We start from the raw sequence: 14,916 nt of genomic DNA on the forward strand, positions 1-14,916 counted from the left end.
TATATTTCCAAAATTTTTATAACTAGGTATAATGCTTTCCTTTGTCTAGAAGGCAGTATATAGTCAATTGATGAGGCAATGCGGGAAAAATCTTAGCCAGTTCATTAGTTAGACCAAGTCTTTTATCTGCTTCTCTTAGGTTCTGTTGACAAAATTTTATGTTAAGTTATCAGAGGAGAATAAAGAAGTTGCAATAGTAAGAAGAAATGGTAGTTTCTAGTTAGGACTAGTGTTAAGAACAAGCTCTTTTGCCGCCACTTAGAATTAAATTGGAAAATCTTTAATCCTTTTTTCATACTCAGATTGGCAATCTCCGAGTGATAATTTTGAATACATCTCCAATGATTGACGACTCTCATGTCCTGAATATGGCTGAATTAATGCGTCATCTACGCCTTTTTTCTTCATCCAAGTAAAAAGAAAATGTCTTAATGTATGAGGAGATATTGAATGCTCAATACCCGCTTCTTTTGTATAGTTCATTAATATTTTTCTAATGCCTCGATCAGAATATGCCATCTTCAAACTTGATTCAAATAAATATTTTGAATCATTTCTTTTCATATTTTCTAGATGAACAGCTAATATTTCCTTAAAACTATCAGGAAACGGAACTATTCTGTCCTTCTTTCCCTTACCTTGCACAACTTTTATCTGACAATTATCTAAATCTATGTCAGATATTTTTATATTTACTAACTCAGAAACTCTCACCCCGGTATAAAGCAATGTTTTAATCATTACTATATGCTTCATATTTCTAGATTTCCATACCGTGTTGTAATATTTATTTATTTCCTCTTCCGTAGGCACATACGGCAACTTCCTTTCCTTACCACTCTTTACTTCTACATCAAGATTTTTTCTTATATGCCTGAATAATTCTCTTAAGTAATTATAATCAGGCTTTTCTTTTTTCAGATGTTTGCAAAAATATTTAGCTTTTTCTCTAACTGGCGTACGTTCTAATATCATAATAAGCAATTAAATAGTTATCCCGATTAACAAGCGTTTATTAAAATCTAACGGAAAAAGACCATAAGGATTTATATGACCTGAGAATAACGGTGTTAATGCTCTATAGTCTTCAGGCATAAACCTGTTCTGCCAATGTGGCTGTGATAATATTTGTTGAATAATCAAGGTATTGATATAAACCATACATACCTGCAACAGATGTAAACATAATACCGATAATTCCTGATCTTCAATATTGTTCGTTGCAATGTGACCTAGTTTACCGTAAAAAATAAAATCCATTACATTATTAAGGCGTTCAACAATATTTAGTCCTTCATTAACTTCAATACGTAATTCTTCCGAGGATAAATATTTACACAAAAATATGGTTTTATTGGCTTTGCCTAGTTCTACCAGTGCCTTATATACCGGATGAGCGTAATTATTATTACTAAATCTTTTGATTAATACGGATGGTGTAACTATTCCTAGTTTTAGGGCAACCATATGTTTGACAGTCTCATCGTAATTATCTTCTAATAACTCCCAATTTATACTTCCCTTTAGGATCTCTGAAATATTTTTATATTTATTTCTATCTCTAGAATCAACGTAATACAATTTTTGCTTATTGATTGCCTTTAGTCTCGGGCATAAGGAGAAATCTAGTAAATAACTCACGGCAAAACCTATTACACTTTGTCCATGGGTATCGACAAATACACGATTCATGTCCATGTCCGTATCATGGTCAATAATGCCTTTTATCATGCTACCTACCTCTGATGAGGTGCAATCCTTTAACTGCGAGTAAATACATAATGATTTCTTGTCAACATGCCAATAAATCATTACTCCTTTCTTACCATAACGAAAATGCCATTCGCTCATTAGATTTTGATCCCAAGCAAACAGATGAGTTGAGTCACAGGCCACTGTTGTAGTAGCCTCTCCCCAAACATCAGGATTTCGTGTTTTTAAAACGTTATTAACCATTGTACGAATAGCATTTCTAATGTTTGTAGCATTAATATGGCGTTTTTTTACATAACGTAAATCACTATAATTAACATTATCATTAGCAATGCTGATTCTTTTTAATCCGGTGTTGCTACCAATGCCAAATATACATAGTAATAGTCTTCTTTGTAGATCAGAACTATTGATATTGCTGCTTTTACCAACAGTTTCAAGTTCCTTAGTAAAATTGATTCTTAGATCGCACTCTTTTAAAATATCAATTAAGTGTATACTTGACCACTTATTATTGATTTCTTGCTGTAACTTAATAATATTATCAGGTTCATCCTGTGAGTCTAAGGGAGTAAGCTTTATATTGTTACCAACTTTACTTTGTTGGATCTTTACAAACTGATTATTAGGAATATTTGCATTTAATGCATCTAAGCTGTTAGTAAGTGAAGTCTTTAATTTTTCTACGAACTCCTCGAATTTTAGCGGTAACCCAAGTAACTCATAATATGATTCTCGTTTCTCAATAAAGTCCTTCGGTAAGTCCTTATTCGGATCTCTATAACGGTAACTTTTATTAACCCAAATAGCTTTAAAACCAAGAAGTTCTTTAATCTGTTCTAATATGGCTAGTTCATAATTATATTTATTTATTCGCAATTGACCTTTTTCTATTTTAAAGATCATGCTATACCAGTTCTGTGGGATAGCTCTATTGATTGGTGGGATATTAATATAGTAAGCTAAATCTGATTCATTCCAGTATTGGTTGATAAAACGAATTGCCTTTAAGATAGGTTGATAATCAATATGATCTTCAGAAATTTGTAATATTCTTATTATCGCAAGTAGACTACCTCTATTGCCATAAGCATAGGTGGTATGCATTTTTTCTCGCACCTGAGCCTGATACCACTTACTACCACGATGTTGTAGATCTTCAATTACTTCTTCCAGCTTCTCCTGAGGCACTACCGGATAAACTTTGTCCTCAATAATGCTTTTAGGATTTTTTGCATTTAGTATAGCCAACTTTTCTAGAATATCAAACTTTCCGTCAACACGCTTAACTTCCTGAAGAATATGACGGTCTACATGCTTCTCTGCTCCGGCTCGCATCTTTTTAATTAGTTTAATCATGGTATCTATTAAGGCATCCAACAATAGCTCCAGTCTTACACTACAGAATATTGCCATGGTGGCATATTTTATAGTCGGGGCAAAATCTAGAATATTGCTAGGTGCAAAAACCATCACACGTTCATAATATTTTAATAATAATTTTCTGTCTACTGACTCTATTATGCAGTCAGATAATTTGATTTGACCTAGTAAATTGATTTTATTTATGGCACATTGAATATTCTTAATTTTAGCTCCAGAGATATCTTTTTTAAGTTCTGATAATTCTATAATGTTATTATCCTCATCACTATTTTTACTAAGAATGCGATCTATTAAAAGAAGATTTCCTTGACTTAAATTATCAAATATTTTTCTAAAAAATTGTTGTTCAAATTTTTGTTTAGCTAACGAAATGTAATTTTCTAATTGTTTGGTATTAACAATTTCTATTCTATCTTTGATGAAATATGTACGTATTTGTTCAAGTAGCACTGAATCTGAGAAATGACGCGGTATCAAGTCATCTACAAGATAATTCATTATTAATGTAATATCCTTGGCATTTGCTACACGATATCCTAAATACTGTCTGATATCCTGACGATACCTTTCTCCAGTACGTGTATCCCAGTCAAATGTAATAATTTGTGTTGGATCAATATCTAAATGTTTGGCAACCTGTAACAATAATTGCATCGAAACTGTGTTAGCTTTATTAGAGGGAAATTGTATGTATTTTTTGAAATACACTAACATTATTGCAAAAGTTAACTGATTTGATTGACCTTTCTTTTTCTTGCATAAATTTAAATCCTCTAATGATAAATTATATTGCATTTTTATCTGTTCCTAGAAATCACAGTGTCGGTATTGATTTACTCGATTTTATTCATATTACAATTATTTTGCAATATATTTTTTGCTCTAACAATAAAAAAGTGTAAACATTATTTTTTTAGGAACTGTAAGTGGCGGCAAAAGAGCTTGTTCTTAACACTGGTCCAAATGATAAGAGCGAGCTGATGGTTCTGGTGTCTTCAATTGAAATAGAGCAAGATATTTTTGCTTTATATAAATTTTGTTGGAGTGTTGAACGACTATTTTTGCACCTAAAAGCGGTGGTTTTGATATTGAAAAAAGTCACATTGTAAAATTGGATAGATTTGAAAAATTATTAGTGATAACTGCTATTGCTTCAGCTTTAATAGTCAAAAATGGAATAATACAAAATGCCTTAAATCCCATCCGAATAAAACGGTACAAAACGAGTCTGTCCTATAGTTTGTGTAAGTTGCAAAGAAAGCAGTAAGAGATTACTGTAAAAAAAGTAACTTAAGCAAGCAAGGAGGAATTATACCAATTGCAATAATTAACACGGTGTGTTTATCCAGTCTCTATACATAATTGATTTTACTAAATCTACATTATGAGCAAATTGATTCCAAGCGTAACAAGCCATAGTGACGATATCTTCATATACACCATAACATTGGTTAGACAAGAAATGATTTTTGATCCATTCCCAAACTTGTTCCATTGCATTAAGTTCCGGTGCATAGGGCGGAAGCGGTATCAAAGTGATATTGCTTGGCACAGTTAGTTTTTTGGCTGTGTGCCAACCTGCATTATCCGTTAGTAAAGCTATATGTCGGTTGCCTTGAATACTGCGAGAAAGCTCTTCTAAGAATTTATTCATTGCCTGTGTGTTTGCATATGGTAAAATTAATGCAAAAGCTTCTCCTGTATCATGGCAAGCAGCTCCATAAATATATGTTGAAATGAATTGCTGTTGCCGAACTTTACGGGGTCTAGTGCCACGCTTAGCCCATATACGAGTTAAGCTACCTTGTTGCCCAACTCGAGTTTCATCCTGAGACCATATATCAACTTTACATCTATCGATATTTTTTGGTAATAATTTTGTTAACATGTCTGGGAAGTTTTTTTATATGTATTTTGAGTCTCTTGATTTGACTTTGGATGCATTGAACGAGAAGTAATCCAGCTAAAACCAAGGCGGTGCATAGTATTGTAGACTGTTTTTAAAGCGCATTTAGCACCATATTCCTCAAGTAACATGATATGTAGCTCCTTTCCAGTTATATACCCACCAGTTTTACTTTCACTGAGCGTATTGATTTTATCAAAAAGAGCAGACTCTTGTATAGTGTTAATCTTCCTAGGGGCGCCGCTTCTTTGTGATTCAAATAATCCTTCAAAACCATGATTCCTAAATCTTCTGAGCCATGATTGCACAGTTTTCCAGTGTGACTTCACTATTTCAGATATGGCTTTTAAAGATTTGCCTAATTGAAGGTGATACATCGCCAATAAACGTATACGATTTCGACCATGCGGCTCATGTTTCATCATTTTTATAAAATCATGACCATGAAAACCTTGTGGTAATATTAACCTAGCCATTTGAGTACCTTTATCAGTTAAAAACCCATTTTACACCACTGCGTTAATTATTGCAATTGGTATTATGGCTAAAAAATTAGATACAGATAAAGATACATTATACCAATTGCAATAATTAACACGGTGTGTTTATCCAGTCTCTATACATAATTGATTTTACTAAATCTACATTATGAGCAAATTGATTCCAAGCGTAACAAGCCATAGTGACGATATCTTCATATACACCATAACATTGGTTAGACAAGAAATGATTTTTGATCCATTCCCAAACTTGTTCCATTGCATTAAGTTCCGGTGCATAGGGCGGAAGCGGTATCAAAGTGATATTGCTTGGCACAGTTAGTTTTTTGGCTGTGTGCCAACCTGCATTATCCGTTAGTAAAGCTATATGTCGGTTGCCTTGAATACTGCGAGAAAGCTCTTCTAAGAATTTATTCATTGCCTGTGTGTTTGCATATGGTAAAATTAATGCAAAAGCTTCTCCTGTATCATGGCAAGCAGCTCCATAAATATATGTTGAAATGAATTGCTGTTGCCGAACTTTACGGGGTCTAGTGCCACGCTTAGCCCATATACGAGTTAAGCTACCTTGTTGCCCAACTCGAGTTTCATCCTGAGACCATATATCAACTTTACATCTATCGATATTTTTTGGTAATAATTTTGTTAACATGTCTGGGAAGTTTTTTTATATGTATTTTGAGTCTCTTGATTTGACTTTGGATGCATTGAACGAGAAGTAATCCAGCTAAAACCAAGGCGGTGCATAGTATTGTAGACTGTTTTTAAAGCGCATTTAGCACCATATTCCTCAAGTAACATGATATGTAGCTCCTTTCCAGTTATATACCCACCAGTTTTACTTTCACTGAGCGTATTGATTTTATCAAAAAGAGCAGACTCTTGTATAGTGTTAATCTTCCTAGGGGCGCCGCTTCTTTGTGATTCAAATAATCCTTCAAAACCATGATTCCTAAATCTTCTGAGCCATGATTGCACAGTTTTCCAGTGTGACTTCACTATTTCAGATATGGCTTTTAAAGATTTGCCTAATTGAAGGTGATACATCGCCAATAAACGTATACGATTTCGACCATGCGGCTCATGTTTCATCATTTTTATAAAATCATGACCATGAAAACCTTGTGGTAATATTAACCTAGCCATTTGAGTACCTTTATCAGTTAAAAACCCATTTTACACCACTGCGTTAATTATTGCAATTGGTATTATTTGGTCGAGATGGTTTATTTCAACAGCTAAAGAAGCAAATAGTTGAGAAAATATTAGCAAGTGAGTTGGATCATGAATTAGGATATTCAAAACATAGCAAGATGCCAAAAGTAGATAATAATCGTCGTAATGGTAGCTATGAGAAGACAGTAATTGATGGGGATGGTCGTAAGCTGACAGTAGAAGTACCAAGAGATCGGGAAGGAGAGTATAATCCTCAATTAATACCAAAAGGGCTGAGGAGATTTAATGGATTTGATGAGAAAGTGATATCCCTTTATGGTCGCGGTATGACAGTCAGCGAGATCCGAGGGCATTTAGAAGAAATATATCAAACTGATGTATCTGGTGACTTGATATCCACCATAACAGATGGGGTAATAGAAGAAGTAACTAGGTGGCAAAATCGTTGTTTAGATAGGGTGTATCCAATATTATACTTGGACTGTATCTATGTAAAATCTAGAGACAATCACATAGTAATAAATAAAGCAGTATATTTAGCACTTGCTGTAAATATAGAAGGGAAAAAGGAGTTACTTGGCATTTGGATAGGCAAAAATGAAGGTGCTAAATTTTGGATGCAAGTAGTTACTGAGTTAAAGAATCGAGGAATTGAACAAATTTATGTTGCTTGTGTGGGGTTTAAAGGGCTTTCCAGAAGCTATAAGCAGTGTATTCCCGAGTACTATAGTACAATTATGTATTGTACATATGGTTCGCAATTCAGTAAAGTATGTGTCATATAAAGATTTAAAAGAGGTCACATCAGATCTAAAACAAATTTATACAGCTAATAATGACGAAATGGCACGTTTAAAACTTCAGCAATTTGGTGTAAAATGGGATAAAAAATATCCGGTAATTTCTGATATTTGGCAACGTAATTGGTCTGGGATAATACCGTTTTTTGCCTTTCCTGAAGAGAACAGAAAGGTAATTTATACTACTAACACTATAGAATCTGTAAATCGTCAAATTAGAAAAATTATCAAAAATAAGGGGGTGTTTCCAGATGATAAGTCAATTCAAAAAATAATATTTTTATCCCTACAAAATGCAGCCAAAAAATGGACCATGCCTATTAAAGATTGGTCTTTAGCTTTAAATCAATTTGAAATACTTTGTGGAGATTTTAAATATGATTTATTGGAAAATAAAAAATGAACTTACACAAATTAAATGATTGACTCTACAAAACCATTGAAAGACAATTGTTTTCATTATTTACCTATGGCTTTGATCATATCAAAAATGCTTTTTATCAATCTACAACAGCCATAACGCAGCTAATATCCACATTATTAATACCTCCCAAACAAAAACTTTTTTCTATCCTAATACCATCTTTACAAAAATTGTAGGGTACTATGCTTTGCCTCCTTTACTGTTGTTAGAATAATCCGATAAATTTTTTCCTGTTTTAATGATCGCTAAAAACGTTCAATAAAAATATTATCTAAGGCTCGTCCCTTACCATCCATACTAATCAAAATATTATGTAGCTTTAGCATACTAATAAAATTCTCCGAGGTAAATTGTACTCCTTGATCAGTATTAAATATTTTTGGCATACCATATTTTTCTATAGCGTCTTCAAGGGCTGTTACACAAAATTCACTTTCCAAACTAATGGAGATTCGCCAACTTAGAATATAACGACTATACCAGTCAATAATAGCTACTAAATATACGAATCCTTGGCTCAGTCTTACATACGTTATATCTGCACTCCAAACCTGGTTTGGCAATACTATTTCTAATCCTTTTACTAAATAAGGATATATTTTATGCGCTTGATTCCTCTTGCTTAAATTTATTTTAGGATAAACAGCTTCAAGACCCATTATCTTGTAGTAACGTCTAACAGCTTTACGACCTACCGAAAAACCTTGGGCTTGTAAATATTTAGCCATCCGCCGCATACCATAATATGGATGCATAGTATAGGTCTCATCAATTATTGCCATAATCTTGATATCTTGTTCACTAATACCAGTAGGTTGATAGTAATAGGTTGACCTGCTAATATCCAATAACTTACACTGTTGTACAATTGTTAACTTATTATGATTAGGCTCTATCATATTACACCTAACCTTTAATTCCAAACAATGCAGATTTTTTTTTGAGCCAGTCACACTCAACGCTTAACTGACCAATTTGCTCATATAGATTCTTGATTAACCCCTGCTGATTTGGATCAGCACTCTGTGTTTTATTCTTAAAACCTTGTACTAACAACTCAAGACCTTGTTTTTTCCAGTTACTGATCTGTGTTGCATGAACACCATACTTACTGGTTATCTGGGCTATTGTTAGCTCTCCCTTAATTGCTTCTATGACAATTTTGGCTTTCTCCTCAGCACTATATTGCCTTACTTGTTTTTTCATCTCTAGCTCTCCTTGTTTGCTAAAGAATTCTATCTCATTTTTCTTATTTTTCTGTCCAAAATATTGGGACCATTATACTTTTTTCTTTTTTCCAACTAAACTAATTTGCAGCATACTCGCTACCATTGGTGACTACTGCATAAGCAATCCTTGCTAACTTATTTGCTAAACCAACACATATAATATTATATGATTTATTTTCAGCAAATTTCTTCACTGCCCACTGCACTAGTTTATCTTTCGATTCCTTATCACTTTTTGCTCTTATTGCTATTGTCCTTGCGGCTTGAATCAACATAGTTCTGGCATATCTATCTCCTTGTTTGGTAATCCCTCCTAAAACTATCTTATCTCCTGAGCTATGTTGCTTTGGTACTAAACCAAGCGAAGCAGCAAAATCCCTTGGTGTTGGATAACTTTCCATTGGGGCTACACTCAAACAACTAGCATTGATTGCTCCAATACCAAAAATTGTCTGCAACCTAGTAGCTTTCTCACTTTGCTTATTATTACTGATAATCAGCTTTTCTAAAGTTTTCTCTTTGTTACACAAATCCTCAATTTCTTCACATTCTAAAAGTAAAATTGCTTGTATCCCAGAATTTATATAACCTTTACTATACGCTAACTCTACCTCCAACCTACATGATTTGCAAAATTTATTTTTACTTAATTTTGTATTATAGCCATATTCACATAAACTTGATATTGTAGAATTAGTTTTTTGCACACGATCTCTGATCGTATTACTTCTAATTTTATGCAAAAATTTTATATCTTGTTCCTCTTTGCTTTTTGGCAGCACAGTTTTTAATTCTGGATCACGAGCCGCTTTGCATATTGCTAACGCATCGTTATAATCATTTTTCTGTTTCGATGTAGCATAAACTTTTACATCTTTTGTTTTCATTAGTTTGACTTGCAAACCAAGCTTAGCAATTTCCTGTGACCAATAATTAGCTCCTCCACATGCTTCCATAGCTACCAATGAACTTTTATCGAGATTGCTTAAATAGGCTATTAACTCATCTCTTGTAACTTTTTGATAACCTATTTTTTTGCCATTTTGATCGACTTGCACCAAGTGCATACTATTTTTTGCTAAATCTATTCCTATTATAGTATTTTTTATGCTATTATTTATCATGGTATGGACCTATTAATTAAATTATTATTTAATTTGGAGCAGCTGAAAACTATTTTTCAGCTGACTCCGTACCAGTAAAGCATATTTCGCTTCACTCGTCCATACCATCATTCCCGCGTAGGCGGGAATCTGGATCCCTGCTTTCGTAGGGATGACATTAAGTCAAGCAGGGGTGACAGTTGACTTATTTGTCATATATGGACGAGTGAATTTGTCAACAAAGAAAATAAAAAAATAGAGCCACAAAGGAAGCGGTCATATATTCGGCATCGAGTGCCATAATGGTTTCTGCATTCTTATAAATATCCTTGAGTGACCTCTCATTCCCACGGCTTCTAGAGCCTCGACATAATTACGGATTTTATTCAGAATACTTATTCATTAACTCTTTAACTTTCGTTCTCTTTATTGTTACTATTCTTTACTCGCAATATTTATCAATTACCAATTTTTATTTAGTTGACATAGTTTCTTCTTTTTTCTCAACTAAACTAATTTGCAACATATTCGCTACCATTGGTGACTACTGCATAAGCAATCCTTGCTAACTTATTTGCTAAACCAACACATATAATATTATATGATTTATTTTCAGCAAGTTTCTTCACTGCCCACTGCACTAGTTTATCTTTGATTCCTTACCACTTTTTGCTCTTATTGCTATTGTCCTTGCGGCTTGAATCAACATAGTTCTGGCATATCTATCTCCCTGTTTGGTAATCCCTCCTAAAACTATCTTATCTCCTGAGCTATGTTGCTTTGGTACCAAACCAAGCGAAGCAGCAAAATCCCTCGGGGTTGGATAACTTTCCATTGGGGCTACACTCAAACAACTAGCATTGATTGCTCCAATGCCAAAAATTGTCTGCAACCTAGTAGCTTTCTCACTTTGCTTATTATTGCTGATAATCAGCTTTTCTAAAGTTTTCTCTTTGTCACATAAATCCTCAATTTCTTTACATTCTAAAAGTAAAATTGACCGTATCCCAGAATTTATATAACCTTTACTATACGCTAACTCTACCTCCAGCCTACATGATTTGCAAAATTTATTTTTACTTAATTTTGTATTATAGCCATATTCACATAAACTTGATATTGTAGAATTAGTTTTTTGCACACGATCTCTGATCGTATTACTTCTAATTTTATGCAAAAATTTTATATCTTGTTCCTCTTTGCTTTTTGGCAGCATAGTTTTTAATTCTGGATCACGAGCCGCTTTGCATATTGCTAACGCATCGTTATAATCATTTTTCTGTTTCGATGTAGCATAAACTTTTACATCTTTTGTTTTCATTAGTTTGACTTGCAAACCAAGCTTAGCAATTTCCTATGACCAATAATTAGCTCCTCCACATGCTTCCATAGCTACCAATGAACTTTTATCGAGATTGCTTAAATAGGCTATTAACTCATCTCTTGTAACTTTTTGATAACCTATTTTTTTGCCATTTTGATCGACTTGCACCAAGTGCATACTATTTTTTGCTAAATCTATTCCTATTATAGTATTTTTTATGCTATTATTTATCATGGTATGGACCTATTAATTAAATTATTATTTAATTTGGAGCAGCTGAAAACTATTTTTCAGCTGACTCCGTACAAGTAAAGCATATTTCGCTTCACTCGTCCATACCATCATTCCCGCGTAGGCGGGAATCTAGACCCCCGCACTGAAGCAGGGGTGACATCTAACTTTTTCTTCATTCCCACTTCGGTACGGAATCTAAAAAAAGTTTGAGGTATAGTTAACTTCTCATCAATTGACTATACCAAAATATTACTGGATTTCAACATGGTAATGGATTATTATCCGAATTTACTCATTATAAATAATTATTACATATGCAAATAACATGTAAGGCTACTAACAAAAAAACATCAATACAAGAATTCTCATCTTTTATCTTTGTAATATTCTTGGCACTGATGATAAGATTTTTTGTGATGGAACTTTTTTTTGTGCCAACAGGTTCAATGAAAGCAACAGTTCTGGAGAATGATTATATTTTTTCAACAAAATATTCTTATGGATATAGCAATTATTCTTTTCCTTTCTATCCTAATATTTTTAATGGTAGAATATTGGCATCACCGCCACAAACAGGAGATATAATAGTTTTTCGCCCACCCAATAATATGGATATTCGATATATAAAAAGGTTAATTGGACTACCTGGAGATAAAATACAATTAATCAATGATGTAGTATATATAAATGATAAAGCTATATATCGTACTGAAGTTGGGACATATACAAGTGAACAAGGCAGAAATTATATAAAATATAAGGAAATATTACCTAACGGCATAAATTATTTTTCTTATAAATTAAAACAAGATGATCATTTATTAAAAAATCAATATGGTAATACAGAAATCTTTTATGTACCAGAAGGGAAATATTTCTTTCTTGGCGATAACAGAGATGAATCGAATGATAGTAGGATAGATCTAGGATTTGTACCATTTCAAAACTTTATTGCCAAAGGACAATTTATTATTTTTTCGACAAAAGAACAATTATGGCACAGTGATATTGGGATAATTAATCAAATACTCCGTGTTGGTACTTGGCTGGCATCTATTAGATTTAACAGACTATTTACCTCTCTTTATGCAGATAAAATACAAGAATGAGTACAAAAGAATCAGCCCTCTCTGCTCCTGAAAAGCTTGAGCAGGATATAGGATATAGCTTTAACGATAAAGATTTTTTACTGGAAGCATTAAGCCATCCTTCTTTAAAGCAAAATACCCTAAAGCATGGAATACAAAAAAATTACGAACGTTTAGAATTACTTGGTGACACAATAATTAATTTCGCTATTACTGAAATTTTATTTAAAAATTTCTCTACTTATAATGAGGGTAAATTAGCAAAAATTAGAGCTTATCTAGTCTGTAAAGAATTACTTTGTAAGGTAGCTGCCAAGATCAATTTGTCAAACTATATTATTATGACTTACGGCGAAGAGCTATTAGGAGGAAGACAAAATCCTAATAATATCGAAAATACTATGGAGGCATTAATTGCTGCCATTTATCTTGATAGTAATATTGATACCGTAAAAAAAATAATATATGATTTATGGTATGAATTTATAGATATTATTGATTTAGCTGATTATGATCCTAAAAGCACTCTTCAGGAATTAGCCCAAAAAAAGGGAAGTGAAAAACCGGTATATCAAGTGATTAAAAGAGAAGGATCCCCTCATGCCACCATCTTCACTGTATTAGTGCAGATGGATGAATATCAACAAACTGGTACTGGTCATTCAGTTAAGGAAGCAGAAAAAGTCGCTGCTCGTAAATTAATGAATTACCTCAACAATTTATAAGTTGTAAGCGTTCACGGTTTTTTTACTATTTTCTTATGATGAGTAAAAAATCCGCTCGCCAAATGTCATTGCGAGGAGGCGTAAGCCGACGAAGCAATCCAGGAAAGTGATTAGAAATGGATTGCCACGCTCACACGTTCGCTCGCAATGACGACGTATATACAAACCCAAACGTCTATTAGCGAGGAACCGCTTTGCGGCGACGCGGCAATCTACTTGCCAAATGTCATTGCAAGACCACGCAAAGTAGGTCGTGGCAATCCATTATTTTGGGATTGCATCAATGCTATTAAAGTAGCTCTTCGCAATAACGGTTGTGAGGTTAGATTGCTTCGTCGTCTTATGCCTTCTCGCTAATAGACGTATTATACTTTAACTTTTTTTCGTGAACGCTCACTGTAAGGTTTAATCTGTGGAAATATTTCAAAAGACAATATCCATATCTATCATTGGTAAACCAAATGCTGGTAAATCATCATTATTAAACAAACTCATTGGACAAAAAATATCGATAGTTACTCCTAAAGTTCAAACTACCCGCTCTATTATAACCGGAATAGTTACCATAAAAGATACACAGCTGATAATACTAGATACACCGGGTATATTTGAACCAAAGAAACAGCTGGAAAAAGCAATGGTACGGTGTGCATGGTCAAGTTTACATGGTGTAGATTTAGTATTATTGATCATAGATAGTACGAAACCTATTGATCAATTTACTTTGCAAATACTCAAAAAATTGCAAACTCTTAAAATAAATTTAATATTCTTATTAAACAAAATTGATATTCCTTCTGAATATCTAGAAGAAATAGAAAATACTCTAAATTCTCAGTTCATAGATAGTTATATATTAAAACTATCCGTTTTGTCCGGTAAAAATGTCAATAAATTACTCAATTATATCCAAAGCCAATCTAAAGAATCGCCTTGGCTATATGAAGAGGATGATGTTACTAATCTGCCTATGCGATTTTTAGCAGCTGAGATAACTAGGGAGCAATTATTTTTGAATCTTCACCAAGAATTACCTTACAATTTAACCGTCCAAACTGAAATGTGGCAGGAAAATAACGATAAATCTATCAAAATTCATCAAGTAATAGTTGTTTCAAGAGATTCTTATAAGACTATTATTTTAGGAAAAAATGGTTGTAAAATTAAAGAAATAGGTTCTAAGGCAAGAATAGAAATGCAGATATCTTTTGATTGTAAAATTCATCTTTTTCTTTTTGTAAAAGTACGTGAACTTTGGCAAGATGACCCAAACTCATATAGCCATATGCGATTACAACAGACTTGAAT

Annotated in this window: 18 protein-coding genes and 1 pseudogene; 7 read left to right on the forward strand and 12 right to left on the reverse strand. The window is 33.2% G+C overall.

The features are described 5' to 3' along the window. Window positions 1-264 precede the first annotated feature (264 nt). Window positions 265-975 carry a tyrosine-type recombinase/integrase gene (locus NBW66_RS06960; protein WP_250310731.1) on the reverse strand — a complete coding sequence of 237 codons (711 nt, stop codon included), beginning with the start codon at window positions 973-975 and terminating at the stop codon, window positions 265-267. 9 nt (window positions 976-984) lie between these two features. After that, the gene (locus NBW66_RS06965) at window positions 985-3,894 is read right to left on the reverse strand and encodes a Tn3 family transposase (protein ID WP_250310841.1); all 2,910 of its coding nucleotides are present in this window, start codon (window positions 3,892-3,894) and stop codon (window positions 985-987) included. A gap of 131 nt (window positions 3,895-4,025) precedes the next feature. Between NBW66_RS06965 and NBW66_RS06970 the strand changes: the two genes are divergently transcribed. After that, window positions 4,026-4,208: a hypothetical protein gene (locus NBW66_RS06970; RefSeq protein WP_250312120.1), complete on the forward strand. Its 183-nt coding sequence runs from the start codon at window positions 4,026-4,028 to the stop codon at window positions 4,206-4,208. 2 nt (window positions 4,209-4,210) lie between these two features. After that, complete coding sequence (locus NBW66_RS06975; RefSeq protein WP_250312121.1) at window positions 4,211-4,366, forward strand: hypothetical protein; 156 nt, start codon at window positions 4,211-4,213, stop codon at window positions 4,364-4,366. A 60-nt stretch (window positions 4,367-4,426) separates the two neighbouring features. Here NBW66_RS06975 and NBW66_RS06980 read toward each other — a convergent pair whose 3' ends face one another. From NBW66_RS06980 to NBW66_RS06995, 4 genes are all read right to left on the reverse strand, one after another. Next, entirely contained in the window at window positions 4,427-4,987 is a 561-nt protein-coding gene (locus NBW66_RS06980; protein WP_250310543.1) for an IS630 family transposase, read from the reverse strand. After that, window positions 4,981-5,481 carry a helix-turn-helix domain-containing protein gene (locus tag NBW66_RS06985; protein WP_250310542.1) on the reverse strand — a complete coding sequence of 167 codons (501 nt, stop codon included), beginning with the start codon at window positions 5,479-5,481 and terminating at the stop codon, window positions 4,981-4,983. Before NBW66_RS06985 ends, NBW66_RS06980 begins: the two co-directional genes overlap by 7 nt. A 115-nt stretch (window positions 5,482-5,596) precedes the next feature. After that, window positions 5,597-6,157 (reverse strand): IS630 family transposase, encoded by a 561-nt coding sequence (locus NBW66_RS06990; RefSeq protein WP_250310543.1) that lies wholly within the window; start codon window positions 6,155-6,157, stop codon window positions 5,597-5,599. After that, entirely contained in the window at window positions 6,151-6,651 is a 501-nt protein-coding gene (locus NBW66_RS06995) for a helix-turn-helix domain-containing protein (protein ID WP_250310542.1), read from the reverse strand. Before NBW66_RS06995 ends, NBW66_RS06990 begins: the two co-directional genes overlap by 7 nt. Before the next feature lie 50 nt (window positions 6,652-6,701). Between NBW66_RS06995 and NBW66_RS07000 the strand changes: the two are divergent. Both NBW66_RS07000 and NBW66_RS07005 read left to right on the forward strand, forming a co-directional pair. Beyond that, window positions 6,702-7,884 (forward strand): annotated as a pseudogene (locus tag NBW66_RS07000) (IS256 family transposase). Between the two features lie 47 nt (window positions 7,885-7,931). Further along, window positions 7,932-8,081 carry a hypothetical protein gene (locus tag NBW66_RS07005; protein ID WP_250310699.1) on the forward strand — a complete coding sequence of 50 codons (150 nt, stop codon included), beginning with the start codon at window positions 7,932-7,934 and terminating at the stop codon, window positions 8,079-8,081. A gap of 69 nt (window positions 8,082-8,150) precedes the next feature. Here the strand turns inward: NBW66_RS07005 and NBW66_RS07010 are convergent, their stop codons facing one another. The 6 genes from NBW66_RS07010 to NBW66_RS07030 form a co-directional block, all read right to left on the reverse strand. Continuing rightward, entirely contained in the window at window positions 8,151-8,804 is a 654-nt protein-coding gene (locus tag NBW66_RS07010; RefSeq protein ID WP_250312122.1) for an IS3 family transposase, read from the reverse strand. 7 nt (window positions 8,805-8,811) lie between these two features. Beyond that, complete coding sequence (locus tag NBW66_RS07015) at window positions 8,812-9,111, reverse strand: transposase (RefSeq protein WP_094649795.1); 300 nt, start codon at window positions 9,109-9,111, stop codon at window positions 8,812-8,814. A 100-nt stretch (window positions 9,112-9,211) separates the two neighbouring features. Next, window positions 9,212-10,258, reverse strand: a complete 1,047-nt coding sequence (locus NBW66_RS07020; protein WP_250312123.1) for an IS110 family RNA-guided transposase — start codon at window positions 10,256-10,258, stop codon at window positions 9,212-9,214. A gap of 491 nt (window positions 10,259-10,749) precedes the next feature. Then, window positions 10,750-10,878 (reverse strand): hypothetical protein, encoded by a 129-nt coding sequence (locus NBW66_RS14540; RefSeq protein ID WP_284346678.1) that lies wholly within the window; start codon window positions 10,876-10,878, stop codon window positions 10,750-10,752. After that, a complete protein-coding gene (locus NBW66_RS07025) occupies window positions 10,878-11,573 on the reverse strand; it encodes a transposase (protein WP_284346740.1) in 696 nt (231 codons plus the stop codon). The genes NBW66_RS14540 and NBW66_RS07025 overlap by 1 nt, the downstream gene beginning before the upstream one ends. Window positions 11,574-11,591: 18 nt before the next feature. Then, window positions 11,592-11,795 (reverse strand): hypothetical protein, encoded by a 204-nt coding sequence (locus NBW66_RS07030; RefSeq protein ID WP_250310719.1) that lies wholly within the window; start codon window positions 11,793-11,795, stop codon window positions 11,592-11,594. Between the two features lie 314 nt (window positions 11,796-12,109). On the opposite strand from NBW66_RS07030, the gene lepB reads away from it, so the two are divergent. The 3 genes from lepB to era all read left to right on the forward strand — a co-directional run bounded on the left by lepB (window position 12,110) and on the right by era (window position 14,914). After that, window positions 12,110-12,904: a signal peptidase I gene (lepB, locus tag NBW66_RS07035; protein ID WP_250312125.1), complete on the forward strand. Its 795-nt coding sequence runs from the start codon at window positions 12,110-12,112 to the stop codon at window positions 12,902-12,904. Continuing rightward, window positions 12,901-13,608, forward strand: a complete 708-nt coding sequence (rnc, locus tag NBW66_RS07040) for a ribonuclease III (RefSeq protein ID WP_250312126.1) — start codon at window positions 12,901-12,903, stop codon at window positions 13,606-13,608. The genes lepB and rnc overlap by 4 nt, the downstream gene beginning before the upstream one ends. A 412-nt stretch (window positions 13,609-14,020) precedes the next feature. Continuing rightward, window positions 14,021-14,914 carry a GTPase Era gene (gene era / locus NBW66_RS07045; RefSeq protein WP_250312127.1) on the forward strand — a complete coding sequence of 298 codons (894 nt, stop codon included), beginning with the start codon at window positions 14,021-14,023 and terminating at the stop codon, window positions 14,912-14,914. The last annotated feature ends 2 nt before the right edge of the window (window positions 14,915-14,916 follow it).

It is taken from the genome of Rickettsia endosymbiont of Oedothorax gibbosus (assembly GCF_936269705.1).
GTDB lineage: Bacteria > Pseudomonadota > Alphaproteobacteria > Rickettsiales > Rickettsiaceae > Tisiphia.